This window comes from Mesorhizobium sp. M0227 (assembly GCF_040321855.1).
In the GTDB taxonomy this organism is placed as follows: Bacteria; Pseudomonadota; Alphaproteobacteria; order Rhizobiales; family Rhizobiaceae; genus Mesorhizobium.
Genome location: NZ_JAMYSJ010000005.1, coordinates 259,503 through 282,896 on the forward strand (window position 1 = coordinate 259,503; position 23,394 = coordinate 282,896).

The window sequence follows — 23,394 nt, forward strand, 5'->3', positions numbered from 1 at the left end:
ATGCCCGCCATACCGCGCAAGGACATATTGAAGAAATTCAGGGGAATGATCGACAAGGGCGTGCCGATCGTCGGTGGCGGCGCCGGCACCGGCCTGTCGGCGAAAGCCGAGGAAGCCGGCGGCATCGACCTCATCATCATCTACAATTCCGGCCGCTACCGCATGGCCGGGCGCGGCTCGGCCGCCGGCCTGCTCGCCTATGGCAATGCCAACGAGATCGTCAAGGAAATGGCCTATGAGGTGCTGCCGGTGGTCAGACACACGCCTGTGCTTGCCGGCGTCAACGGCACCGACCCGTTCGTCATCATGCCGCTGCTGTTGGCCGAGTTGAAGACCATGGGCTTTTCCGGCGTGCAGAACTTTCCCACCATCGGTCTGTTCGACGGAACCATGCGGCAAAGCTTCGAGGAAACCGGCATGGGCTTCGGCCTCGAGGTCGACATGATCGCCTCGGCGCACAAGCTCGATCTCTTGACCACGCCCTATGTCTTCAACCCCGACGAAGCCCGCGCCATGACAAAAGCCGGCGCCGACATCGTCGTCGCCCATATGGGTGTGACGACAGGCGGCTCGATCGGCGCCACGTCAGCCAAGTCGCTCGACGACTGCGTTCAGGAGATCGACGCCATCGCCAATGCCGCGCGCTCGGTGCGCAAGGATGTCATCCTGCTTTGCCATGGCGGCCCGATTTCGATGCCCGACGACGCCCGCTATATTCTCTCCCAGGCCAAGGGCCTGCACGGCTTCTATGGCGCAAGTTCGATGGAACGGCTGCCGGCGGAAGCCGCGATCGCCAAACAGACGGCCGATTTCAAGGCGGTGACACTTGGTGGTGACAAGACCACGAAGAAAAAGAAGGGATGATGAGACGATGACTGACACGAGCAAGGTATTTGTCTACCCGAAGGACGTCAGCGCCTTCGGCTTCGACTGGGGAAAATTGGCGCTGACGGTGGCGCCCGAAGTGAATGGCGCAACCCGCTTTTCCGGCGGTGTGGTGGACCTGCCTTCCGGCAAGGGTCACACGCGCCACAATCATCCGGGCGCGGAAGAAATCATCTTCGTCATCTCCGGTCATGGCGAGCAGATGGTTGAGGACGAAAAGGGCAATCCGGTGGTCGCAAAAGTCGGCCCCGGCTGCACCATCTATGTGCCGGAAAGCCGCTTTCATTCGACGCTGAACACCGGCGACGGGCCGATGCAGCTTTTCGTCGTCTATTCGCCGGCAGGGCCCGAACTGGTTTTGCGGGAATTACCGGACTTCAGGCTGATTCCGGCGGGGCAGTGATCTTTCCTCCGTTCCCGCGTTTGCTGGGAGGCCCGCTCATCCGGCCGCTTCGCGGCCACCTTCTCCCCGAGGAGAGAAGAGACGAGCATCATCGCCGGCAATCCTCCTCTCCCCTCGGGGAGAGGAGGATTGCCCCGAATTGCTCTTCGCAATTCGGATAGCAATCCGGGTGAGGGGGCAGCGCCCTTCAGTACCAGCTAGGCCGCACCACCCCTGTTCCAGCCCCTGCCACGGTCGCCGAACATCACATAGCCGGTTTCGGTGACCGCCAGCGTGTCCTCCAGCTTGATGAAGCCACGCGTCGGGTGGAGCATGGTTGTCTCCACCGACAGCACCATGTTCCTTTCCAGCGGCTTGGCCGCATAGGTGCCTTCATAGGTCACCGGGTGGTTGGTCATCAGGAACGGCGCCTCATGTGTGATCAGGCCCATGCCATGGGCGAAGAAATCCGTGTAGGGCGCGACCTTCGAAGCCTTCAGCACGCCCTCGGCATGCGAAATCATGTCGCCGCCCAGCGTGCCCGCTTTGACCTTGGAGAAGGCCGCCTGCTGCACCGTCTCGACCTCGGCCAGCAAATCTCTAAGTTCGGCATCCGGTTCGCCGAGGATGCCCATGCGGCAGAGGTCGCCGATATAGCCGTGATAATTGCCGCCGGAATCGATTGACAGCACCTCGCCTTTTTTCCACGCCTGCGGTGAAGCGGCGCGGTTGTGGCTGGAGCCCAGCGTCAGCAGGCAATATTCGAAATGAATGCCGCGATTGGTTTCCTCGCGCCGCAGTTGTTCGATCATCTCGCCCTTGGTCGTGCCTTCGCGCGCCCAGGCAATGGTCGCCAGCATGGAATCGGTGATCAGTTCGGAGGCCGTGCGCAGCTTCTCCAGCTCCGCATCGGTCTTGATGGCGCGCATGCGCTCCAGCATATCGGTCGCATCGATCAGTCTGGCGTCCGGCAACGCCTTGCGGATCAGCGTATAGGCATCCGACGGCAGGAAGCCAGGCTCGATGCCGATGCGGGCGCCGGCCATGCCGATCTTCTGCAGGTGCTCGACGGCGAGGTTGGCGGCGTCGAGCGTGCCCCAGCAAGCGGCGTGCAGCGTCGGCGTCCAGAACGGGTTATTCTGGTGTTCGCCGCCTTCCATGCGGTTGCCGATATAGGCGGCATGATCCGGCCCGCCCTTTTCGTACACGACGATCGGCAGGTAGCGGCTGTGGCCGATCGCATCCATGGCGGCAAAGAAGATGAACTTGTAGCCGCCCAGCAGATATTGCGTGTTGTGCTTGGAGGTGGCGAGCAGCACATCGATGCCGGCCTCCTCCATCAGCCGGTCGACCCTTGCCTGGTCGAACGGGATATTGCCGACGGCATTATTGCCCGGAGCAATGTTCATCTCTCTCTCCCTGAATTGCCTGCAATCGCTGACTGTCTCAGTCCGGATCCCTTGGCTACGGTCAAATCTGCACCATTTTGCCCACTCTGGTCCAGCCAGAAATAGGAAAAACAGCACCGTTCGATGTCACCATGTCGTCTTCCGTCGCATATTCGATCAATCTGGTCTTACCAGATTGATCGAACTGAGCCACGCCCTCCAAACTGGTCCAGCGGACGAAAATTTCAAAGCCAAGCGAGGATGCGCCAATTCCGTCTCTGGCGAAACCCTCGGCAAAGCTCATAATTGCCGCGGCAAGGGATGCTGGCGGGCTTGCCGGCGTCCGAGGGGTATTGGCGCACCCGACCGGGTCGCGGAGAGGACGGAGTTCGATCATGTCAGGTTTCACGATTTCCAGACGCACGATGCTTGCCGGTTCGGCAATGCTGCTGGCCTCCACCGCAATGCCGGCACCGGGCTGGGCGCAGACGCCAAAGAAGGGCGGGCGGCTGGTGCTTGCCGCCGATTCCGAACCGCGCAACCTCAACCCGGCGATTGTCGCCTCCAACGGCGTGTTCTTCATCTCCAGCAAGATCGTCGAAACGCTGGCCGAAGCCTCCTTCGACGGCAAGGACGGGCTTGCACCACGGCTGGCGCTGAGCTGGGAAGGTGCCGCCGACGGGCTCTCGGCGACGTTCAAACTGCGCGACGGCGTCAAATGGCATGACGGCAAGCCGTTCACTTCGGCCGACGTCGCCTTTTCGGCGCTGCAGATCTGGAAGCCGCTGCAGAATCTCGGCCGCACTGTGTTCAAGGATCTGGCCAGCGTCGACACGCCCGACGATCTCACCGCCATCTTCAAATTCGCCAAGCCGACGCCGTTCCAGCTGATCCGCAACGCGCTGCCGGCGCTGAGCAGCGTGGTGCCGAAGCACATCTACGAGGTCGGCAAGATCGAGGACAACCCGGCCAACAACGCGCCGATCGGTACCGGGCCGTTCAAATTCGGCGAGTACAAGGCCGGCCAATATTACCGGCTGACCAAGAACACGGATTACTGGGGCAAGGACGAGCCCTATCTCGACGAGATCATCTATCAGGTGTTGCCGGATCGCACTTCAGCGGCGAGCGCGCTGGAGGCCGAGGAGATCCAGCTCGCAGCCTTTTCCGCCGTGCCGCTGGCCGACCTCGACCGCATCTCGAAAGTGCCGGGCCTGAAGGTGATCTCCAAGGGTTACGAAGGGCTGACCTATCAGCTTGTCGTCGAGATCAACCATCGCCGCAAGGAACTGGCCGACCTGAAAGTACGCCAGGCGATCGCGCACGCCATCGACAAGGATTTCGTCATCAAGACGGTGTTCCTCGGCTATGCCGCCACGGCCACCGGTCCGGTGCCGAAGAACGATCCGCAATTCTACACCGCCGATGTGCCGACCTATGCCTTCGACGTCGCCAAGGCCAACGCGCTGCTCGACGAGGCCGGCTACAAGAAAGGTCCGGACGGCAAGCGCTTCACGCTAAAACTGCTGCCTGCGCCCTATTTCAACGAGACCAAGCAGTTCGGCGACTATCTGCGCCAGGCGCTCGCCGCCATCGGCATCGACGCCCAACTGGTCAACAACGACTCGGCCGCGCACATCAAGGCGGTCTACACCGACCACGCCTTCGACCTCGCGGTCGGCCCGCCGGTGTTCCGCGGCGACCCGGCGATCTCGACCACCATCCTGGTGCAGAGCGGCATTCCGGACGGCGTGCCGTTCTCCAACCAGGGCGGCTACAAGAACGACGCGCTCGACGCGCTCATCGCCAAGGCATCGGAGACGCTCGACGCATCAGCCCGCACCGACCTCTACAAGGAATTCCAGAAGGAGGTGGCCACCGACCTGCCGCTGATCAACGTCGCCGAATGGAGTTTTATCAGCGTCGCGCGCGACACTGTCGGCAACATCGCCAACAACCCGCGCTGGGCGGTGTCGAACTGGGCGGACACGTATTTGGAATCGTGACAGAATTGCGCGGATGAGAGTTTGCGAGAAAAGGGGAATTTGGCCGAAGGCCGAGTTCCTTCACACCCCCCTCTGTCCTACCGGACATCTCCCCCGCAAGGGGGGAGATCGGCTATTTGTCCGCCCCGCCAATTATGCAACCTCGGAAATTGGCGAAACCGTCGGTGACATCCAATCTCCCCCCTTGCGAGGGAGATGTCCGGCAGGACAGAGGGGGGTGCCCAGACACCGCACCTCTCACGATCAGGCCGGCGTCCTTTTCCCATGACCCGCGCCCTCACCCTGCTCCGCCGTCGCCTCGTCGGCAGCATCTTCGTGCTGCTGATCGTCGTCATAGGCACCTTCCTGCTGCTCGAAGCCGCCCCCGGCGACGCGGTCGACGCCTATATCGTCTCGACCGGCGGCGACGCCGGCATGATCGAACTGTTGCGCCATCGCTGGGGTCTCGACCAGTCGGAGCTGACGCGGCTCGCCAATTACCTCTGGGCGCTGTTGCATCTTGATCTCGGGCAGTCGGTGACCTTCTCCCGGCCGATCCGCGACGTCATCCTCGAGCGCCTGCCCAACACGCTGCTTTTGATGGTCAGCGCCACCGCGCTCTCCTTCGGGCTTGGCTCGGCACTTGGCATCTATGCCGGTGCGCGGCCAGGCAGTTTCCGAGATCGTTTCCTGTCGATCGGCTCACTGGCGCTCTATGCCGTGCCGGGTTTCTGGCTCGGACTGGTGCTGATCGTCGTCTTTGCCGTCGACCTGCGCTGGCTGCCGGTCGGCGGCATCGAAACCCTGGCCTCGGACAAGACGGGGCTCGACCGTGCAGCCGACATCGCTATTCATCTCGTCTTGCCGGTTTCTGCCCTCGGCTTCATTTATCTGGCGCTTTATCTGCGCATGATGCGCGCCGGCATGGCCGAGGTCTGGCGGCAAGATTTCGTCCTGGCCGCCCGCGCCAAGGGGCTATCCCGCCGCCGCATCGTGCTCGCCCACGTCGCCCGCAACGCATTGCTGCCGCTGGTCACCATGCTCGGCCTGCAGTCGGCGCAGATGCTCGGCGGCAGCGTCGTCATCGAGAGCGTCTTTTCCGTGCCCGGCCTCGGCCGGCTGGCGCAGGAGGCGGTCGCCTCCCGCGACACCCCGCTTCTGCTCGGCATTATCCTCACCAGCGCCGTCCTGGTCATCGTTATCAATTTGCTCGTCGACATCGCCTACGCCTTCCTCGATCCGCGCGTCGGCGCGAGCGAGGCCCGCGCATGAGCCCGCTCCGCCGCTTTCTGCGCGTGCCTGAGGCGGTTGCCGGTGCCATCCTCCTGGCGGCGCTGATTGCCATGGCGCTGTCGGCGTCGCTGCTGTTCCCAGGCGATCCCCAAGCCATCGCCGGCCCCGCACTGCTGCCGCCGTTCCAGGACTGGTCGCTGCCGCTCGGCACCGACCGGCTTGGCCGCAACGTGCTGGCCGAGCTTTTTCATGGCGCCCGCACGTCGCTGGCCGTCGGGCTCGCGGCCGCGGCGGCGGCACTTGTCGTCGGCGCGGTGGTCGGCACATTGGCCGGCTTTGCCGGCGGCCTCGTCGACGAGGTGCTGATGCGCGTCACCGACGCCTTTCAGACCGTGCCGAGCTTCCTGTTGGCGCTGGCCTTCGTCAGCGTCGTCGGACCGTCGCTCGGCGTCGTCGTGATTGCCATCGCGCTCGGCACCTGGACCGGACCGGCTAGAGTAGCCCGCGCTGAAGTCCTCTCCATTCGCGAACGCGATTATGTCGCCGGGGCCAGGGTCATCGGCATGCACCCGCTGGCGATCGCCTTTCGCGAGGTGCTGCCCAACGCCTTGCCACCGGTGCTGGCGATGTCGTCGGTGATCGTCGCCGCCGGGATCCTCACCGAAGCGGCCTTGTCTTTCCTCGGCTTGGGCGACCCCAACCGGGTCACCTGGGGCGGCATGATCGCCGAAGGCCGCGCCGTGCTGCGCACCGCGCCCTTCCTGTCGATCGTCCCGGGCATAGCGTTGGTTCTGACCGTGCTCGGCGTCTATCTCGCTGGTGAAGGCATCGTCGAGACGACGGCAGTCAGGAGAGGCCTGTCGTGACCGCCCTGGCTACGATCCGCGACCTGACGGTGACCTACCGCCGCGACGGCAGCGAGGTGGCGGCACTGAAGAGCGTCAGCCTCGACATCGCCGCTGGCGAACGCCTCGCCATCATCGGCGAAAGCGGCTCGGGCAAGAGCACGCTGGCACTGGCCATTGCCGGGCTGCTGCCGGCTTCTGCCAAGGTTGGAGGTCGCATCGATTGGTTTTTGTCCTCATCGGGCGCCAAGGCACCCCCCTCTGTCCTGCCGGACATCTCCCCCGCAAGGGGGGAGATTACGCTCTCACCTCTGCCTTCGCCAATCACCAATGTCGCGGAAGGGGAGCGGTCGGCGAAGCTGCTGATCTCCCCCCTTGCGGGGGAGATGTCCGGCAGGACAGAGGGGGGTGTGACGGAACGCCAGCCTTTCAAACCCGAACTCAACAAAATCCCCCGCCTCGGCCGCGACATCGGCTTCGTCTTCCAGGACCCGTCCGCCAGCCTCGATCCGGTGATGACCATCGGCAAGCAAATCGCCGAAGTGGCGCGCACGCATCTCGGCCTCACCTGGTCCCAGTCCTATGCCAGGGCCAAAAGCCTGCTCGAGCGCGTCCGCCTGCCAGATCCGGACTCGGCCTTGCGCGCCTTCCCGCATCAGCTCTCCGGCGGCCAGAAGCAGCGTGTGGCGATCGCCGCCGCCATTGCGGCCGGTCCGAAGTTGCTGATCGCCGACGAAGCGACCAGCGCGCTCGATACCATCGTGCAGGCCGAGATCGTCGCCTTGATCAGACGACTGGTGAACGAGGACGGCATGACGCTGCTGTTCATCAGCCATGACATCGCGCTGGCGGCCGAGCTTGCCGAGCGCATCGCCGTTTTCCGTCATGGCCAGTTGGTCGAGCTTGGCATGACGGCGCAGATTGTCGGCGCCCCGGCCCAGCCCTATACGCGTGCATTGCTCGACGCCCATATAGGCCTCGACACCAGGCCGTTGCTGAACCGAGCCAGGCTCCACGCATGAGCCTGCTGGCGGTGTCCAACCTCACCAAGCGCTACCGTCGCGGCGGCAAGACCATCGCTGCCGTCGACGATGTCTCCTTTCACATCGACCCCGGTGAGACGCTGGCGTTGGCCGGACCTTCGGGCAGCGGCAAGTCGACGATCGCGCGGTTGGTGCTGCGATTGATCGAGCCGGACGACGGACGCATCGAATTCGAAAGCGACGATTTCCTGGCCTTGAGCGGCGCCGCGCTGCGAGCACGCCGCGCACGCCTGCAAATGGTGTTCCAGGATCCATTGGCCGCCTTCAACCCTCGCGCCACGGTGGCGCGTGTGCTCGACGATCCCTTGCGCATCCATGGCATCGCCTCCCGCGCCGAGCGCCCGCGCCGCATCGCCGCGTTGCTGGAGCGCGTCGGGCTGACGGCTAATCTCGCGCCGCGCGCCATTCATGAAATCTCCGGCGGCCAGCGGCAGCGTGTCGCCATTGCCCGCGCCATCGTCACGAAGCCGTCGCTGATCGTGCTCGACGAGGCGGTGTCGGCGCTTGACGTCTCCGTGCGCGGGGAGATCCTCGAGCTTTTGCTCGACCTGCAACGCCAGGAAAAGATCGCCTATCTCTTCATTTCACATGATCTCGGCGTCATCAGGTCGGTCGCCCACCGCGTCATCCTTCTCGACGCCGGCCGAATTGCCGAAAACGGCGATGCCCAAACCGTCATCGGCGCGCCGCAATCAGCCATCGGCAAGGCGCTGGTGGCGGCCGCGCCAAGATTGAACCGGGCCGGACCATGATCCCGAAAAGTGAGATCGCAGGCATGACAGCCCAGCATTTGCTTTGCCCAAGGCACCGAGACGGGACGGCGTCGGCACCGATGACCTACCGGGGCGTCGCCGCCCGCGAAATCTTGATGCGGCTGGCGTCGGCCGGCCTCGATTGAGTTCCGGCCGCCACCACCCGTTCGCTCAATAGCCGACGGTGAAGCGCTGCCTGATGTGGGCCGGCTTCTCGATCTCATCGACCATGACGATCGCGTAGTCCTCGAAGGAAATGCTGCTCCCCTTGTCGGAGGCGAGAAGCGTGTCCTTGCCGAGGCGGAATTTGCCGGTGCGCTCGCCCGGCACGAACATCGCGGATGGCGACAGGAACGTCCAATCGAGGTCGCTGACCGTCTTCAATCTGTCGAGAAAGTCGGCGCCCTTCTGCGCTTCTGCCTTGTAGATCGCCGGGAAGTCGGGGCTATCGACCAGCCGCTTGCCCGGTGCGGCTTCGAGACTGCCGGCGCCGCCGACGACGAGATAGCGCTTCACGCCGGAGGCCCGCACAGCGGCAATCAGCGTGTCGGCGTCGCTGTCCAGAAAATGCACCGTGCTGATCACCACATCATGGCCGCGGATCAGATCGGCAAGACCCTGCTCGTCGAAGACGTCGCCCTTCCTGGCCGTCACGCGTGGCAGCGCCGCGATCTTTTCCGGGTTGCGCGCAATGCCGGTGACGGTGTGGCCGCGATCGGAGAGTTCTTTGAGAAGGCGCGAACCAACTGCGCCGGATGCACCAATGAGAGCGACTTTTGCCATGTCTTTCAGTTCCCTTGTTGAAGATTTGCTGGGGATCACGCCGCCGCGATATGGGCGACGAGATTGTCGAAGCTGCCGAACAGTGCGTTCGAACCGATGAGCCGGGGCGCATCGTTGCGGATGACCGCCAGCGAAGGCACGCCATCGGCATGCAGGCGCTGTAACAGCGCGCGGCCGCGGCCGACCATCTCGCGGTAGGCCGTCAGCAATGTTTCGGTCGGCGCCTTGAGCATCTCGGCGGCGTCCGCCATGCCGGCGGCGGCGAGCACCTCGGCCACACCGCCGATCGTCACGACATCGCGTCCATCCACGTAGCGCGCCCGCTGGATCGTCTTCAGCGCGGCAAGCCGGCGGCTGGGATCTTCCAGGCCGGCGGCACTGATACCGAGCGTGGCGGCATGCGAGTCGAGCAGGGTTCCGCGGACGCCAAGGACATTGTGCCGGTAGGCCGGTGTGAACACTTGTCCGGTCAGGCGCTCGATGCGCTGGTCGTTCGCCCAGGCATGGGCGGCAAAACCTTCATCCATCGGACGCGCGCCGGCGCCGGAGAACAGGCCGGTCGGCAGCAGTTCGACGTTCAGGCCGGCGGCCGGCAACCGGTCGAGCATCGGGGTGGCGCCATAGCACCAGCCGCAGAGCGGATCGAATAGATAGGTCACTTCTGAATTGCTCATAGTCGCTGCCATTCCTGTCCGGCCACCGGACTCATCGAGGCCGTCGCTCGTATGTGGCAGACGGCGGCCTTGCGATAAATGGCGCCCAATTATACAAACTGTCTGATCTGATCATACAAAGGGCAGCCAGCTTGGCCGAACTTCTGAACCTCAATCGGCTGGCTTATTTCACCACGGTGATGGAAACCGGCTCGTTCACTGCCGCGGCCGACCGGCTTGGCGTCGCCAAGGCCGTGGTCAGCCATCAGATCGGCAAGCTCGAAGAGGAGCTGGGCGCAACGCTGCTGCAGCGCACCACCCGGCGTGTCACGCCGACCGAAGAGGGTCGCCTCTTTTATGACCGCGCGATGATCATCCTGCGCGAAGCGGAGGCGGCCTATGGCGAAATCTCGCGCGGAGCCGTCGAACCGAGCGGAACGCTGAGGCTCACGGCGCCACTCGACTACGGCACCAAGATGGTGGCTCCGGTCATGGCGGCCTATCTCAGAACCTATCCGCATATGCGCGTCGAGGCGATCTTCGACGACGCCGTCAGCAATCTGGTGGACGAGCAGATCGATCTCGGCATCCGCGTCGGCTGGCTCACCGATTCCTCGAACCAGGCGCGGCGCCTGGGGACGATCCGGCAGATCGTGGTGGCGAGCCCTGGCTTCGCGGCGAGCCTGCCGCCCGACGTGACGCCGCGCCAGGCAAGATCGCTGGCCTGGGTCGGCAACACCCAGTTGCGCGGCATCGGCCAATGGCTGTTTTCCAGGGACGGCGAAACGGTGCTGACCGAACTCAATCCGGTCGTCATGTGCGACAAGAGCCCCGCCGCCCTGGCTTGTGTGCTCGCCGGCATCGGGCTCGGCGTCTTTCCGGACTACAGCGTCAGCGACGATATCGCCGAGGGGCGACTGGTGCCGGTGTTTGCCGACTGGAGCCTGCCGTCAGGCGGCATCCACGCGGTTTTTCCGCCGGCCAGGTTCCGGCCCGCCAAGGTGCGCACCTTCGTCGATCTGCTCGCGGCGGCCGAGAGACGGCGATCGCGCGGTGTTGCCGCGGCCTGAAGCCGATGGCGGTCAGCGGGCCTCTTGCAGGATCATCTCGGCTGCCTTTTCCGCGATCATGACGACCGGCGAGTTGGTGTTGCCCGAGACGATTGTCGGCATGATCGAGGCATCGACCACGCGCAGCCCGCCAAGCCCGTGAACACGCAGGGCCTCGTCGACCACCGCCATCGTATCCGAACCCATCTTGCAGGTGCCGACGGGGTGGAAAATCGTCGTGCCGATATCGCCGGCCTTGCGGATGAGCTCTTCGTCGCTGTCATACTGCGTGCCGGGCAGCATCTCTTCCGGCGCAAAGCGCGCCACCGCCTGTGCCTTCATCAGACTGCGGACATGGCGCAACGACGCGACGGCCACGCTGCGGTCCCCCTCGGTGGAAAGATAGTTCGGGCGGATCTTCGCCGCCTCCCGCGCATCGGCTGAACCCATGTGCACGCTGCCCCGGCTTTCCGGACGCAGATTGCAGACCGAGACGGTGACCGCGGGAAAGCGATGCAGCGGCTCGCCCAGACGGTCGGTGCTCAGCGGCTGCACGTGATATTCGAGATCGGGCGTTGCGAGGCGTGGATCGCTCCTGGCGAAGATGCCGAGCTGACTCGGCGCCATCGACAGTGGCCCGCTGCGCTTGAGCGCGTATTCCAGCCCCATCGACGCACGGCTGACCAGATTGTGGTAGCGCTGGTTGAGCGTGGCGGTGTTGGCGACCTTGAAGACGGTGCGAATCTGCAAATGGTCCTGCAGGTTTTCTCCAACGCCCGGCAAGGCATGACGAACATCCAGGCCGATGCTCGAAAGCAGGTCGGGGCGGCCCACCCCCGACAGTTCGAGCAGCTTCGGAGAGTTGATGGCACCGGCCGCAAGGATCGTCTGTCCAGCGCGGATCTGGTGTAGGCGGCCGCCTTGGCGGAAAACCAGTCCGGTGACGCGCCGGCCGTCGAATTCGAGCCGTTCGGTCTCCGCGCCGAGCACCACGCGCAGGTTCTTGCGCCCCGCGATGCCGCGCAAAAACGCCTTCGACGTGTTCCAGCGCACGCCCTTCCTTTGGTTGACCTCGAAATAACCCGAGCCTTCATTGGTGCCGGTGTTGAAGTCTTCGGTGCGCGGAATGCCGAGTTCCTCGGCAGCGTCCCGAAAGGCGTCGAGGATCGGCCACGACAGCCGCTGCCGTTCGACCCGCCACTCGCCGCCACCGCCGTGCATGGCACTCTTGCCGCCGTGATAGTCTTCCGATTTGAGGAAATAGGGCAACACGTCGTCCCAGCCCCAGCCGGCATTGCCGGCCTGCCGCCAACCATCATAGTCGGCAGCCTGGCCTCGCATGTAGATCATGCCGTTGATCGATGAACAGCCGCCGAGCACCTTGCCGCGCGGATAGTTGAGGCTGCGTCCATTGAGACCGGCTTCCGGCTCGGTCTTCATCATCCAGTCGGTGCGCGGGTTACCCATGCAGAAGAGATAGCCGATCGGGATATCGACCCAGTGATAGCGGTCGCTGCCCCCGGCCTCGAGCAGCAGCACATTGTTGCGCGGATCGGCGGAGAGCCGGTTGGCGAGCACGCAGCCGGCGGAGCCGGCCCCGACGATGACGTAGTCGTAACTGCCGAACGGGGACGGTGGAGCTTCGGTCACGTGCGCGCCTGCTGTCCGGCGATGCGCTCCCACATCGGGGTCATCGCCTGGTTGATCTCGCCGTACAGTCGATACCGCCGTGCATACGCGTCGGCAACCGCCTCGTCAGGCACAAAGTGTCGAGCGGCCGCAGTCATGGCGGCGGCACCTGCGCTGTAGTCCGCGAAGATGCCGACCCCGGTGCCCGCCGCGATCGCCGCTCCCAGCGCGCCGGTTTCGCGGCTGCGCGCCACAGTGACGGGCACGCCGAGCACATCGGCGAATATCTGCGGCCAGACGCTGCTGCGCGAGCCCCCGCCGGACAGCACCACCTGGTCGAAATCAGCGCCCGCTCTGTGCAAGGTCTCGACATGGCGCTTATGCTCGAAGGCAACGCCCTCGAACAGCGCACGCAGCAGATGGGCTCGGCTGTGCCAGCCGGCGATGCCGTAGAACCCGGCGCGCGCATGGCCATTCTGCTGCGAGCCGTAGAGGAAGGGATGATAGATCGGGATGTCGCTGTTGGGATCGGCTGACGCCACCAGTTCGCTGCACAATTCGAACGGCGACTTGCCGGCTTCGCCGCCATGTTCGAAGAATTCGCGAACGATCCATTCGAGATTGGCGGCCGAGGTCGCGCTGGATTCGATCGCCAGATAGCGCTGGCGATCGAAAGTCGACAGCATGAAGATCGAAGGGTCGCGGATCGGTTCGTCGGTGATGATCTGGTTGATGCTCCAGGTTCCAGCGATAACCGAGGCGGCGCCGGTTCTGGTCACGCCCGAACCGACCGCGCTGGCGACGACATCGAATAGCCCGGCGACGACCGGCGTGCCGATGCGCAGTCCAGTCAGGGCCGCCACCTCCGCGCCCACATGGCCGGCAATGTCGGCCGATTCCAGCACTGGCGGCAGCAGGTCCACGCAATCGCCGAGCCCATAGGCGGCAAGCAGGTCCGGCTCGTAGCGACGGTCCCGCATCTGCAGCAGGCCGCAGCCCGACATATCTGAAGTATCGCTGCTGCGCGCACCGGTCAGGCGGTTGACGACGAAATCCTTGCACAGGAACACAGTTCCGATGCTGGCAAACAAAGCCGGCGAAAAGCGCTTGAGCCAGGCTAGCAGGGTCGGCGTCTGCGCCGCCCACGGCCGTTGCAGGCAATGTGCATAGGTGCGGTCGCCGACATTCTCTTTTGCCCATTCGGCGACGATGTCGACCGCGCGTGTGTCGAGCGACTGGATGCCGATCAACGGCGCACCCTCGCGATCGAGCGCGTAGAGCCCGTTGCCATGACCGGCGCAGCCGATGGCAACGATCTCGCGGGCGTCGATACCGGCTTCAGCGATGCATTGGCCGATGACCGAAACCGCGTTGCGCCAGAGTTCGTCGAGGTCGCGTTCGACATGTCCGGGCTTTGGCATGGACGAGCGGCCGTCACGGGCGGCGAATGCCAGCTCGCGGCCGGACAAGTCGAAGAGGATGGCCTTGATGACGGTGTTGCCGGCATCGAGGCCGAGGATGTAGCTTGCCATTGGCGCCTCCCGAGGCCGCAGCCTATGCCTGGTTGTACAGATCCCAGGCCACGCCGCCATTGGCATCGTCATGAATGATCGCCATCAGCCCGCGCACGACGGCGCTCGGGTTGGCATGCTGGTAGATGTTGCGGCCATAGACCATGCCAAGCGCACCCTGTGCCATCAAGGCAGCCGACTTGTCGAACACGGCACGCAGATCCTCCTTGCCGCCGCCGCGCACCAGCACCGGGCAGCGCGCCGCCTCGACGACGCGGTGGAAGTCGTTGGGATCGGTGGTCGGATCGGCCTTGACGATATCGGCACCCATCTCGCGGGCAAGCCGGGTCAAGGTGACGATCTTTTCGGCATCGCCGTCGACCATGTAGCCGCCATGCTCTGCGACCGGCAGCATGGCCAGCGGCTCGATCATCAGCGGCAGGCCGTATTTCTCGCAATCGGCGCGCACGCGGGCGATGTTCTGCACGCATTGCCGGAACAGGTCCGGCTCGTCGGGCAGCATGAACAGATTGACCACGACGCAAGCCGCATCCATCTCGATGGCGCCAAGCAAGGGCTCGGCTTCGTTCTGGAGCACCGCCCACATCGCTCGGTGGCGTATCCTGTTGTAGGGATTGCCCATGTCGATGCGCATCACCAGCGCCGGCTTGTCCTTGCCAGGCACGGCCTGCAGCAGGTCGGCCTGGCCGTAGTTCATCTGGATGGCGTCGGGGCCGGCCTTGACCAGCTGGGTGACGACGCTGGCCATGTCTTCCAGCCCGGCAAGGAAACTCGGCTCGTTGCAGACGCCGTGATCGATGGCGACGTCGAGACAGCGGCCGCCGCCGAACAGACGGTTCATGCGGACTTTCTTGTTTACGCGCATAGGGCGCTCCTTTGATGCGTCTGGAGATCGATGCCGTGCCGGTAGGCCAGCAAGGTGAGGAAGGTCGAGCGCTCAATGGCGGCCTCGCTGGCGCTCCAGCCCTTGTGCGCCGCCAGCATGTCGAGAACGGCATTGACGAGGTCGAAGCTGAGACCGCCCGAAATGGCGATGGTGGTGCGGCGCAGGAACAGGTCGGCGAGGCACTCGACCTGCTCGCGCTCGATGATGCGCCCTATCTCGCTTGCCGAATAGTCCGACCGCGGCAGCATCTGTTCGCCCGCCGGGTGCGAAACGAAATCCCTGGCCGACGTGCCATAGCGTTGCAGAAGTGTGTGCGCGCGCTCGACCGGCAGGCCATGCTCGGCAGCGAATGATGCGCACCAGGCGTCCGGATCGGTGGGAAAATCGCGGCCGCCACCGATGGCCATGTCCTGCGTTCCCTGGCTGCGCGCGAGGCCGAGCCGCTTCAGCGCCATGTCGGCGGCCAGCGCTCCAAACGAACGGAAGGTGGTCCACTTGCCGCCGATCATGCACAACGTCGCCGGCAGATGCCCGCTCGCTTCCACGAACTCGCAAACATGATCGCGCGGTATGCGGCTCGTAAAACTGTCCTCGCTGGCCGGCAAAGGACGCACGCCGGCGAAGCGGAACACGATCTGGTTTTCGGTAACCTTGATCGAGGGAAAGACGAAAGCGAGCGACTGCAGGATGTAGCGCTGCTCGTCCTCCTCGCAACGGACTAGGTCTGGATCATCGACCCGGATGTCGGTCGAGCCAATCAGCACCTTGCCCAGATAGGGAAACAGGATGCAGATGCGACCGTCCTCGTTTTCGTAATAGACCATGTGGCCGCCGAGCGCGTCGAACAGTTCGCTGTTGTCGACGATCAGATGCGAGCCCTTGGTACCGCCCATCATCGTCTGCGCCGTCGCCCCGATGGCCTTGTTGGTCAGGTCGATCCAGCCACCGGTGGCGTTGATGACCAGTTGCGCCCGCACCGGCAACTTCTCGCCGGTCAGCGTGTCGGTGATGACAAGGCCGTCGCCGGTCGACGACGCCTGAGCGTAGTTCAGGGCGCGCGCGTTCGCCCCGCTCGTCGTGGCGTCCAGCAGCATCTCCAGGCCGAGGCGCTCGGGCCGGCTCACCCAGGCGTCGTAATAGGTCGCCGAATTGCGGATCGCCGGGTTGATCGCCGGCCATGTCTTCAGGGTTTCGGCGCGGCCCCTGAACCGGTGCGTCGGCATCAAACGCCGTGCAGCGGTGAAAAGGTCATACATGGCAAGCCCGGCTTTGATGACCAGCGCCCCGCGCCGGCTGGGCCGCCGCGTCAGCCCCAGGAAACGCACCGCACCGTTGGCGAGACCGGAGAAAATGTCGAAGACCGGCACCGTCGTCGGCAGCGGAGCCACATAGTGCGGGGCATTCCTCAGCAGCCGGTCGCGTTCGAGCAGCGATTCGCGCACCAGTTTGAATTCGCCGTTTTCGAGGTAGCGCAGGCCGCCATGCACCATGCGCGACAGGGCGGCACTGGCACCACTGCAATAGTCGCCCTTTTCCGCCAGCACGACATCGACCCCTTGCAAGGCCAGTTCGCGAAAGACGCTGATGCCGTTGATGCCGCCACCAATGACGAGCACGGCAATGTCCGGCCGGTCGCGCAGACCGGCGATTGTATGACTACGCTTCATCGGGGCTGTTGCCTTTTTTGCTCAGGCATCCATCGCGGTGAGATGCGCGGCTGCCGCGGCGTCGATTGCCGCTAGCTCGCTTGCCGCAAGCGTGATCTCGCCGGCCCGCGCATTGTCGAGCGCCTGTTCAGGATTGCGCGCGCCGCACAGGGCGAAGGTGATGCCCGGCTGGGCGAGCGTCCAGGCGATGACGATCTGCGCCATCGACGCCTGGTGGCTTTCCGCGATCGGGGCGATTGCCTCTTTCAGCTTTGCGACCTTCTGCCGGTTGGCCGTGGAGAAGCGTGGGTTGTCCTTGCGTTGGTCGTCGCCGCCGAATGTGCGCTCAGGGTCGACCGTGCCGGTAAGTAGCCCCAACCCCAGCGACGAGTAGCTGAGGGTGGCGATGTCATGGCGGCGAGTGATCGGCAGCAGGCTGCCTTCGATCTCGCGATCGATCATCGAATAGCGCTCCTGGATCGCATCGATCTGGCCGGCGTCGATATAATGGCCGAGATCCTCGACGCTGATATTGCTGGCGCCGATGGCGCGGATCTTGCCGGCTGCCTTGAGCTTTTCCAATACCGCCATCGTCTCGGCGATCGGCGTCGTCGGGTCCTGCCAATGGGTGATGTAGAGGTCGATATGATCGGTGCCGAGACGCCGCAAGCTCTGCTCGACCTCATAAGCGATGCCATCGGCGCCGAGATAGCGATGCACAGGCTTGTCGTCCTGATCGAAGAAATGGCCGCCCTTGCCCGAATGCCAGTTCAACCCGCATTTGGTCGCGATCACCACTTTGTCACGCTTGCCCTTGATGGCGGTGCCGACGATCGCCTCGCTGCGGCCAAGACCGTAGGCCGGCGCTGTGTCGATCAGGCTGAGGCCGGCATCGATCGAGGCTTCGATCGCCTTGACCGACTCCTTCTCGTCGGTGCCGCCCCACATCCACCCGCCAATCGCCCAGGTGCCCAAGCCCACGGCCGACGCCGATATGCCGGACTTGCCGATCTGCCGCTGGAGTTGTCGAGAATTCATGCTGCCTCCTGTTCGGCCAGTTCGAGGATCTGGAGCCCCGTGGCCTCGTCCGTGACGATGGTGTCGAGATGGTTGCCGCGCAGGGCGGCGAGAATCGGCGCGACCTTGCTGGGGCCGCTTGCAATGCCGATCGAGCGCGGGATGGTCGCGAACTCGTCCAGCGTCAACGAGACCAGCGAACGGTTGAGCGAATAATTGCAGAGCTTGCCCTGGCGGTCGATGAGATGGGCGAGCAGCTCGCCTGTCGCCCCGGACTTTTCGATCGCCTGGCGATCGGCATTCGAGGATGGATGCAGGTCGTAGTAGCTGGAATCGTCGGTCAGGATGGAGCCGACACCCACCACCGCGACATCGGCCTCGCGCGCCTTGCGAAACACGTCTGCGACGGAGCTGATGCCCATCAGCATCTCGCGCTGCTGCGCGGTATCGGCAAACAGCGGCGCATGGATCTGATAGGCGCGGCCGCCGAGCTTGTCGGCCATCAGCGAGGCGACGTGGTTGACGTCGGTGTAGTGCTTGCCCTGCACCAGGCCGGTTGCGGGAATGATTTCGACGTCGTAGCGGCGCCCCGGCTTGAGACCGGCGACCAGCGCGCTGACACCCTTGCCGCCGGTGATCGAAATCGTGTCGCCATCCTTGATGGTGTCGAGCAGCAGCCCAGCCGCCGCCTCGCCGACGCGCTGCAGGGCCGTGTGCGGATTTTCGGAGACCGACGGAACCACCATCGCCCGCTCGATGCCGCCCAGCGCAACCAGCCGCGCTTCCAGGTCGACCAGATGGTCGATCGGCGACTTGATCTTGATCTCGACGAGGCCGAGCTGGTGGCCGCGCTTGATCAGCCGGTTGACCGTCGCGTGCGAGAGGCCGAGTTCCCCGGCGATCTCGGCCTGGGTCTTTCCTTCGACATAATGCAGGACAAGCGCCTGGTGCATCTGGCGGACAGCGGCGATGTCGTCGCGGGTGTTGGGAGGGGCCATGGTCTTGCTTCGCCGCCTTTGAGGTTCAGGACTTCTTGCGGTGCAGGAAGTGATCGATCGACACCGCCGCCAGCAGGATGCATCCCTTGATCATGTCCTGCCAATAGACCGAGACATCGAGCAGGATAAGCGAGCTCGTCACCACCGAGAGCAGCGCCATGCCGAGGATTGCCCCGAAGATGGTGCCCGAGCCGCCATTCAGCGAGGCGCCGCCGATGACGGCCGCGGCGATGATGTTGAGCTCCAAGCCGGCGCCGAAGGTCGGCGTCGCCGCGCCAAAGCGCGCCATGTAGATGACGCCGGCCAGTCCAGCGAGGGTCGAGCACAGCACCGTGACCCAGAACTTCACCTGATTGGTTCTGATGCCGGAGAACTGCGCGGCCTTCTCGTTGGAGCCGGTGTAGAAAACCTTGCGGAAGGCCGTGGCGCGACGCAGCAGGAAGTCGAAGATGGCCACCACGACGATGAAGATCAGGATGACATAGGGAATGTTGTTGAAACTGCCCTGGCCGATGGCCTTGAAAGCCGGCGGCAGTGTGAACAGCGACAGCGGCGTGCCCTTGGTGACCACCAGGCACATGCCGCGCACGATGACCATGGCCGCCAGCGACGTGATGAAATGATTGAGGCCTATCACGGTCACGAAGAAGCCCATCGCCGCGCCGATCAGCGCGCTGACGCCGATGCCGATCAGGCTTGCCGTCCAGGGGTCGAGGCCGGCGAGGAACAGCGCACCCGAGACCACCATCGAGAAACATACGACCGAGCCGACGGAAAGGTCGATGCCGCCGACGATGAGCAGGATCGTCATGCCGACGACGACGATCCCTTCGATGGAGAAGCTCATCAGCATGGCGCGGAAATTGCCCCATGTCAGGAAGTGCGGCGAGGCGAAGCTCATGGCGATGCACAGCGCCAGGATGATGACGATCAGCCCGGCCTCGCGCATCGAGGCGAGCTGAGCGAGATTGATGCGCCGCCCGGCGGCCTTGATCTCGGCGTGCACGAGCGCTTCTCCTGATTCCCTAGGCGACATTCTGGGCCTGCCTTTGATTTGAACTATCCTGAACGCCAGAGGCGAGCATGATGATGGCTTCCTCGCCGAGCTCGTCGGCGGTGAGTTCGCCGGCGATCCTGCCTTCGCGCACCACGAGAACGCGGTCACACAAGCCAATCAGCTCCGGCAGTTCCGACGAGATAACGATGACGCCGACACCGCTGCCGGCAAGCTGGCGCAGCAGCCGGTGGATCTCGACCTTGGCGCCGACATCGATCCCGCGCGTCGGCTCGTCCATGATGATGACCTTGGGACTGACGGACAGCTGCCTGGCGATGGCAACCTTCTGCTGGTTGCCACCGCTCAGCGTCGAGACGGCGGCCTCGATGCCGGCCATGCGCACGCCGAGCCTGCCGGTCAGTTCCCTCGCCTGACGATCCTCGGCCTTGCGGTCGAGCAGGCCGAGGCGCCCGGTGAGCCGGCCGAGGTCGAGCGCCGAGATGTTCGCGGCGATCGGCAGATCGAGGAACACGCCGGAGCCTTTGCGATCCTCAGAGAGATAGACCAGCCCCGCCTTGACCGCATCGCCATAGCCGCGCAGCCGGAGCTGCTTTCCGTCGAGCGCGACGGTTCCTGCCGTCATTGGCCTGAGGCCACAGACCGTCTGTGCGATCTCGCTGCGGCCGGCGCCGATCAGGCCGCCAATGCCCAGAATTTCGCCGGCGCGAAGCTGCAGATCGACGTCGGCGAAGCGGCGCCCATCGGAAAGCCCCTCGACCGAGAGGAGCAGGCGCCCAGGCACCTGCGGCGCCAGCTTGTCGGGATAGAGCTGGGTGATTTCGCGGCCCACCATCTTGCGCACGACATCGTCCGGTGAGACGGCGGCGACCTGATCGGTCGCCACGTAGCGGCCGTCGCGGAAGACGGTGACTCGGTCGCACAGCGAGAATATCTCGGCCATGCGGTGGCTGATATAGACCACCGAAATGCCACGCTCCTTGAGCCCGCGCACGATCGAGAACAGCCGCTGCGCTTCGCTTTCGGTCAGCGCCGCGGTCGGCTCATCGAGCATCAGCACCTTGCAGTCGAGCGTCAGCGCCTTGGCGATCTCGACGAGTTGCTGGTTGGAAATGGAAAGGTCGGCGACCCTGGTTCGCACCGGAATGGGCGCGAGCAGATCCATGACCTTCTGGGCATCGGCGTAGAGCCTCTGGAAATTCATCAGCGGCGCGCGCCGGCTGTTGATCGCGGCCATGTAGATGTTTTCGGCAACCGTCGCGTCCTGACAGAGCGCGATTTCCTGGTGAACAAGCGCAATGCCGAGGCGTTGGGCGGCCGCGGGCGAGTGGATCGAAATACGCTCACCATCGATCAGGATGTCGCCCTCGTCGGGCTGCAATACACCGGCGATCATGTTCATCAGCGTCGACTTGCCGGCGCCGTTCTCTCCGCACAGTGCATGGATTTCGCCGCGCCGCAGCTCGAACCGTACGTCGCTCAGCGCCTTGACCGGGCCGAACGCCTTGGACAGGCCACGGATTTCAAGAATGGGCGCCTGGGTCACGCCGTGCTCCTGCGATGAACCTGCGGGGAGGAAGGAGGCCGAAGCCTCCTTCCCGGTTAATCCGGCCATGCCGAGGCCGGGCGGCGAGATCGAGACTATTCCTCGATGCCCTTGGTGCCGCGACGCTTGAGGTACTTGTCCCAGTAGAAGTCGTCCGCATTGTCCTTGGAGACGATGGAGAAGCCATTGTCGACGAAGGGCACGCTCATCGGGTTGAAACCCGAACGCTTGGCGTCGTTCATCGGGTCGATCAGGCCGGGATGCTTGGCCATCCACAACAGCATGAAGCCCATATAGCCCTGCATGCCCTGGTTTGGATTGACCGAGCCGAAGATCTCGCCGGCCTTGATCATGTCGAGGATCTTGGCATTAACGTCGGCGAGCATGACGCGGATCTTGCCACCGCCTTCCTTGGCGGCCTGGGCAGCGCCGATGGCCGAGTTGGCCTCCGGCATGAACACGGCGCCAAGATCAGGATGCGCCTGCGCCAGGCTCAGAACCGCCTGATAGGCCTTGGTGGGATCCTGGTTCGAAGCGGCGCGGCCGACGAGCTTCATGTCAGGCCATTTGGCTTCCATGCGGGCAACGAACGCGTTGACGCGCTTGTCGTGGTTGTCCTGGCCGGGATTCTCCAGCACCGCATATTCGCCCTTGCCGTCCATCGCCTTGGCAACGGCGTCGGCGGCATAGGTGCCTTCGGCATTGTTGTCGGAAGTGATGTAGGAGACGCGCTTGGAATTCGGCGAGTCGGCGGCGAAGGTCACCACCGCGGTGCCCTGTTCAATGGCGCGGTTGATCGGCTCGATGAACGGATCGGAATTCATCGGGTGTACCAGTATGCCGGCGGGCTTCTGCGCCAGCGCCTGGTCGAAGGTCGCGATCTGCTTGTTGACGTCGTATTCCGGCGTACCCGTATAGGCGGTCTCGCAGCCGAACTGCTGGCCGGCCTGCTTGAACATTTCATAGACCGGGAACCAGTATTCGACGCCCGAGACCATGACGTTCATGACGTATTTTTCACCCGGCTCGCATTTGAACGGGTTGGGGGTTTCGGCGCGTACCTGCATCGACCCAAAGCAGGTCGATGCAGCCGCCGCGATTGCGAGCGTGCTCAGAAATTTGCGCAAGTTTCCTCCCTTGGCCGAAGCCATCCTCAATGACCGTCGCAGGCACTCGGCGAGCGCTGCCGTATGGATTTGATGATGCCGACCTTCCTCCGAAAGCCGACGATCGGGACATTACAGCCTCGGCGCATGTTGTCAATATAATTCACATATTGAAATATATTTCACGACCTCCTTCGGGGACCTATACGCTCCGATCGACGAAGCTGGGCGCGGACCGCCAAGGTGCCGTACGGGGTAGGCGGGGCCTTTCCGGCCTTTGGCCGCGAACCGCGGAGAGTGTGGTTAGAGTATCGGCACCCAGGAGCTCGCGTGGTGCCCTCCCGCCGGCCGCGTCTTTATCGCGTGAAGCCACGATCTTGTCTTTGATAGCATCTATTCCGGGCGCGGCGTGACGCTCTCCATGTCGCTTAGCCAAGAAGTCTGCTGCTGCGTCGGCTTACGGCAGCCTTCGGACCATCCGGCGTATTCCGAGAAGCTTCGGCAGTCCCCCGAATGCGAACGGCCCGCTGGCTGGTGCCTGGGGGACTGTTGCTTGGTGCAGATTGGTTTGCGGGGGACGGGATTGGGTTTTTTGTCCCGCAGCTTGGGCTTCGCCTTGTTGCGGGCGCCTGATCCGGGGCAATCGATGGCCAGCCCAGCCGAACATCAAAACGGCCCGCGGGCTTTGTGCCAGGCGGGCCGTTTGCTTACCGCAGATTGGTTGCGGGGACAGGATTGAGTTTTCTGTCCGGCGGCGTCGGCTCCGCTTGCTTGCGGGCGCCTGATGACAGGTTAAATCGCCGGCACCACGGCACAATACAAAAGAGCCCGCACGAGGGCGGGCTCTTTTGTATTTGGTTGCGGGGACAGGATTTGAACCTGTGACCTTCAGGTTATGAGCCTGACGAGCTACCGGGCTGCTCCACCCCGCGTCAACCCTAAGCAAGCGTTTGCTTGCATTCCCTTAGCAAGCGTTTGCTTGCGTCCCTAAGCAAGCGCTTGCTTGCTTTTTTGTGTAAGC

At 64.1% G+C, this 23,394-nt stretch carries 21 protein-coding genes and 1 tRNA gene; 8 read left to right on the top strand and 14 right to left on the bottom strand.

Annotation, left to right across the window (positions count from 1 at the left end):
- Together NKJ00_RS10155 and NKJ00_RS10160 are read left to right on the top strand one after the other, a co-directional pair.
- Complete coding sequence (locus tag NKJ00_RS10155; RefSeq protein ID WP_352629586.1) at positions 1-864, top strand: phosphoenolpyruvate hydrolase family protein; 864 nt, start codon at positions 1-3, stop codon at positions 862-864.
- Between the two features lie 7 nt (positions 865-871).
- Positions 872-1,288, top strand: coding sequence for a cupin domain-containing protein (locus tag NKJ00_RS10160; RefSeq protein WP_352629588.1), 417 nt, complete (start codon positions 872-874; stop codon positions 1,286-1,288).
- 197 nt (positions 1,289-1,485) lie between these two features.
- Here NKJ00_RS10160 and NKJ00_RS10165 read toward each other — a convergent pair whose 3' ends face one another.
- Positions 1,486-2,676 (bottom strand): M24 family metallopeptidase, encoded by a 1,191-nt coding sequence (locus NKJ00_RS10165; protein ID WP_352629590.1) that lies wholly within the window; start codon positions 2,674-2,676, stop codon positions 1,486-1,488.
- A 61-nt stretch (positions 2,677-2,737) separates the two neighbouring features.
- The gene (locus tag NKJ00_RS10170) at positions 2,738-3,052 is read right to left on the bottom strand and encodes a hypothetical protein (protein ID WP_352629592.1); all 315 of its coding nucleotides are present in this window, start codon (positions 3,050-3,052) and stop codon (positions 2,738-2,740) included.
- Here NKJ00_RS10170 and NKJ00_RS10175 point away from each other — a divergent pair.
- The 5 genes from NKJ00_RS10175 (at position 3,051) to NKJ00_RS10195 (ending at position 8,513) form a co-directional block, all read left to right on the top strand.
- Positions 3,051-4,661 (top strand): ABC transporter substrate-binding protein, encoded by a 1,611-nt coding sequence (locus NKJ00_RS10175; protein WP_352555953.1) that lies wholly within the window; start codon positions 3,051-3,053, stop codon positions 4,659-4,661. The genes NKJ00_RS10170 and NKJ00_RS10175 overlap by 2 nt on opposite strands.
- A gap of 264 nt (positions 4,662-4,925) precedes the next feature.
- A complete protein-coding gene (locus NKJ00_RS10180) occupies positions 4,926-5,912 on the top strand; it encodes an ABC transporter permease (RefSeq protein ID WP_352629594.1) in 987 nt (328 codons plus the stop codon).
- The gene (locus NKJ00_RS10185) at positions 5,909-6,739 is read left to right on the top strand and encodes an ABC transporter permease (RefSeq protein WP_352629596.1); all 831 of its coding nucleotides are present in this window, start codon (positions 5,909-5,911) and stop codon (positions 6,737-6,739) included. Before NKJ00_RS10180 ends, NKJ00_RS10185 begins: the two co-directional genes overlap by 4 nt.
- Positions 6,736-7,740 (top strand): ABC transporter ATP-binding protein, encoded by a 1,005-nt coding sequence (locus NKJ00_RS10190; protein ID WP_352440806.1) that lies wholly within the window; start codon positions 6,736-6,738, stop codon positions 7,738-7,740. The genes NKJ00_RS10185 and NKJ00_RS10190 overlap by 4 nt, the downstream gene beginning before the upstream one ends.
- Entirely contained in the window at positions 7,737-8,513 is a 777-nt protein-coding gene (locus NKJ00_RS10195; protein ID WP_352440805.1) for an ABC transporter ATP-binding protein, read from the top strand. The genes NKJ00_RS10190 and NKJ00_RS10195 overlap by 4 nt, the downstream gene beginning before the upstream one ends.
- A gap of 171 nt (positions 8,514-8,684) precedes the next feature.
- Here NKJ00_RS10195 and NKJ00_RS10200 read toward each other — a convergent pair whose 3' ends face one another.
- Both NKJ00_RS10200 and NKJ00_RS10205 read right to left on the bottom strand, forming a co-directional pair.
- The gene (locus NKJ00_RS10200; protein ID WP_352440804.1) at positions 8,685-9,296 is read right to left on the bottom strand and encodes an NAD(P)-dependent oxidoreductase; all 612 of its coding nucleotides are present in this window, start codon (positions 9,294-9,296) and stop codon (positions 8,685-8,687) included.
- A gap of 35 nt (positions 9,297-9,331) precedes the next feature.
- Positions 9,332-9,970, bottom strand: a complete 639-nt coding sequence (locus NKJ00_RS10205; protein WP_352440803.1) for a DsbA family protein — start codon at positions 9,968-9,970, stop codon at positions 9,332-9,334.
- Positions 9,971-10,101: 131 nt separating this feature from the next.
- Between NKJ00_RS10205 and NKJ00_RS10210 the strand changes: the two genes are divergently transcribed.
- Positions 10,102-11,019, top strand: a complete 918-nt coding sequence (locus NKJ00_RS10210) for a LysR family transcriptional regulator (RefSeq protein WP_352440802.1) — start codon at positions 10,102-10,104, stop codon at positions 11,017-11,019.
- Between the two features lie 12 nt (positions 11,020-11,031).
- On the opposite strand, the gene NKJ00_RS10215 is transcribed toward NKJ00_RS10210, so the two are convergent.
- From NKJ00_RS10215 to NKJ00_RS10260, 10 genes are all read right to left on the bottom strand, one after another.
- Entirely contained in the window at positions 11,032-12,648 is a 1,617-nt protein-coding gene (locus NKJ00_RS10215) for a GMC family oxidoreductase (RefSeq protein ID WP_352629598.1), read from the bottom strand.
- The gene (locus NKJ00_RS10220) at positions 12,645-14,159 is read right to left on the bottom strand and encodes an FGGY-family carbohydrate kinase (RefSeq protein WP_352629600.1); all 1,515 of its coding nucleotides are present in this window, start codon (positions 14,157-14,159) and stop codon (positions 12,645-12,647) included. The genes NKJ00_RS10215 and NKJ00_RS10220 overlap by 4 nt, the downstream gene beginning before the upstream one ends.
- A gap of 22 nt (positions 14,160-14,181) precedes the next feature.
- Positions 14,182-15,024: a class I fructose-bisphosphate aldolase gene (locus NKJ00_RS10225; RefSeq protein WP_352629602.1), complete on the bottom strand. Its 843-nt coding sequence runs from the start codon at positions 15,022-15,024 to the stop codon at positions 14,182-14,184.
- Entirely contained in the window at positions 15,015-16,712 is a 1,698-nt protein-coding gene (locus NKJ00_RS10230; RefSeq protein WP_352629605.1) for a glycerol-3-phosphate dehydrogenase/oxidase, read from the bottom strand. Before NKJ00_RS10230 ends, NKJ00_RS10225 begins: the two co-directional genes overlap by 10 nt.
- 21 nt (positions 16,713-16,733) lie before the next feature.
- On the bottom strand, positions 16,734-17,729 hold the full coding sequence (locus tag NKJ00_RS10235) for an aldo/keto reductase (protein ID WP_352629607.1): 996 nt from the start codon (positions 17,727-17,729) through the stop codon (positions 16,734-16,736).
- The gene (locus NKJ00_RS10240; RefSeq protein WP_352612862.1) at positions 17,726-18,706 is read right to left on the bottom strand and encodes a sugar-binding transcriptional regulator; all 981 of its coding nucleotides are present in this window, start codon (positions 18,704-18,706) and stop codon (positions 17,726-17,728) included. The genes NKJ00_RS10235 and NKJ00_RS10240 overlap by 4 nt, the downstream gene beginning before the upstream one ends.
- 25 nt (positions 18,707-18,731) lie before the next feature.
- Entirely contained in the window at positions 18,732-19,655 is a 924-nt protein-coding gene (locus NKJ00_RS10245) for an ABC transporter permease (protein WP_352629611.1), read from the bottom strand.
- A 76-nt stretch (positions 19,656-19,731) separates the two neighbouring features.
- Positions 19,732-21,267 (bottom strand): sugar ABC transporter ATP-binding protein, encoded by a 1,536-nt coding sequence (locus NKJ00_RS10250; protein WP_352612860.1) that lies wholly within the window; start codon positions 21,265-21,267, stop codon positions 19,732-19,734.
- A gap of 95 nt (positions 21,268-21,362) precedes the next feature.
- Positions 21,363-22,394, bottom strand: a complete 1,032-nt coding sequence (locus NKJ00_RS10255; protein WP_013529471.1) for a substrate-binding domain-containing protein — start codon at positions 22,392-22,394, stop codon at positions 21,363-21,365.
- A gap of 834 nt (positions 22,395-23,228) precedes the next feature.
- Positions 23,229-23,305: transfer RNA gene (locus NKJ00_RS10260), tRNA-Met, on the bottom strand.
- Positions 23,306-23,394 lie beyond the last annotated feature (89 nt).

What these genes read in the sequence shown, in the direction of transcription:
- NKJ00_RS10175 (WP_352555953.1), top strand. Translation starts at nt 3,051, where the DNA reads ATGTCAGGTTTCACGATTTCCAGACGCACGATGCTTGCCGGTTCGGCA.
- NKJ00_RS10170 (WP_352629592.1), bottom strand. Translation starts at nt 3,052, where the DNA reads ATGATCGAACTCCGTCCTCTCCGCGACCCGGTCGGGTGCGCCAATACC.
- NKJ00_RS10225 (WP_352629602.1), bottom strand. Translation starts at nt 15,024, where the DNA reads ATGCGCGTAAACAAGAAAGTCCGCATGAACCGTCTGTTCGGCGGCGGC.
- NKJ00_RS10155 (WP_352629586.1), top strand. Translation starts at nt 1, where the DNA reads ATGCCCGCCATACCGCGCAAGGACATATTGAAGAAATTCAGGGGAATG.
- NKJ00_RS10220 (WP_352629600.1), bottom strand. Translation starts at nt 14,159, where the DNA reads ATGGCAAGCTACATCCTCGGCCTCGATGCCGGCAACACCGTCATCAAG.
- NKJ00_RS10240 (WP_352612862.1), bottom strand. Translation starts at nt 18,706, where the DNA reads ATGGCCCCTCCCAACACCCGCGACGACATCGCCGCTGTCCGCCAGATG.
- NKJ00_RS10180 (WP_352629594.1), top strand. Translation starts at nt 4,926, where the DNA reads ATGACCCGCGCCCTCACCCTGCTCCGCCGTCGCCTCGTCGGCAGCATC.
- NKJ00_RS10205 (WP_352440803.1), bottom strand. Translation starts at nt 9,970, where the DNA reads ATGAGCAATTCAGAAGTGACCTATCTATTCGATCCGCTCTGCGGCTGG.
- NKJ00_RS10200 (WP_352440804.1), bottom strand. Translation starts at nt 9,296, where the DNA reads ATGGCAAAAGTCGCTCTCATTGGTGCATCCGGCGCAGTTGGTTCGCGC.
- NKJ00_RS10195 (WP_352440805.1), top strand. Translation starts at nt 7,737, where the DNA reads ATGAGCCTGCTGGCGGTGTCCAACCTCACCAAGCGCTACCGTCGCGGC.
- NKJ00_RS10165 (WP_352629590.1), bottom strand. Translation starts at nt 2,676, where the DNA reads ATGAACATTGCTCCGGGCAATAATGCCGTCGGCAATATCCCGTTCGAC.
- NKJ00_RS10230 (WP_352629605.1), bottom strand. Translation starts at nt 16,712, where the DNA reads ATGAAGCGTAGTCATACAATCGCCGGTCTGCGCGACCGGCCGGACATT.
- NKJ00_RS10235 (WP_352629607.1), bottom strand. Translation starts at nt 17,729, where the DNA reads ATGAATTCTCGACAACTCCAGCGGCAGATCGGCAAGTCCGGCATATCG.
- NKJ00_RS10245 (WP_352629611.1), bottom strand. Translation starts at nt 19,655, where the DNA reads ATGCGCGAGGCCGGGCTGATCGTCATCATCCTGGCGCTGTGCATCGCC.
- NKJ00_RS10185 (WP_352629596.1), top strand. Translation starts at nt 5,909, where the DNA reads ATGAGCCCGCTCCGCCGCTTTCTGCGCGTGCCTGAGGCGGTTGCCGGT.
- NKJ00_RS10160 (WP_352629588.1), top strand. Translation starts at nt 872, where the DNA reads ATGACTGACACGAGCAAGGTATTTGTCTACCCGAAGGACGTCAGCGCC.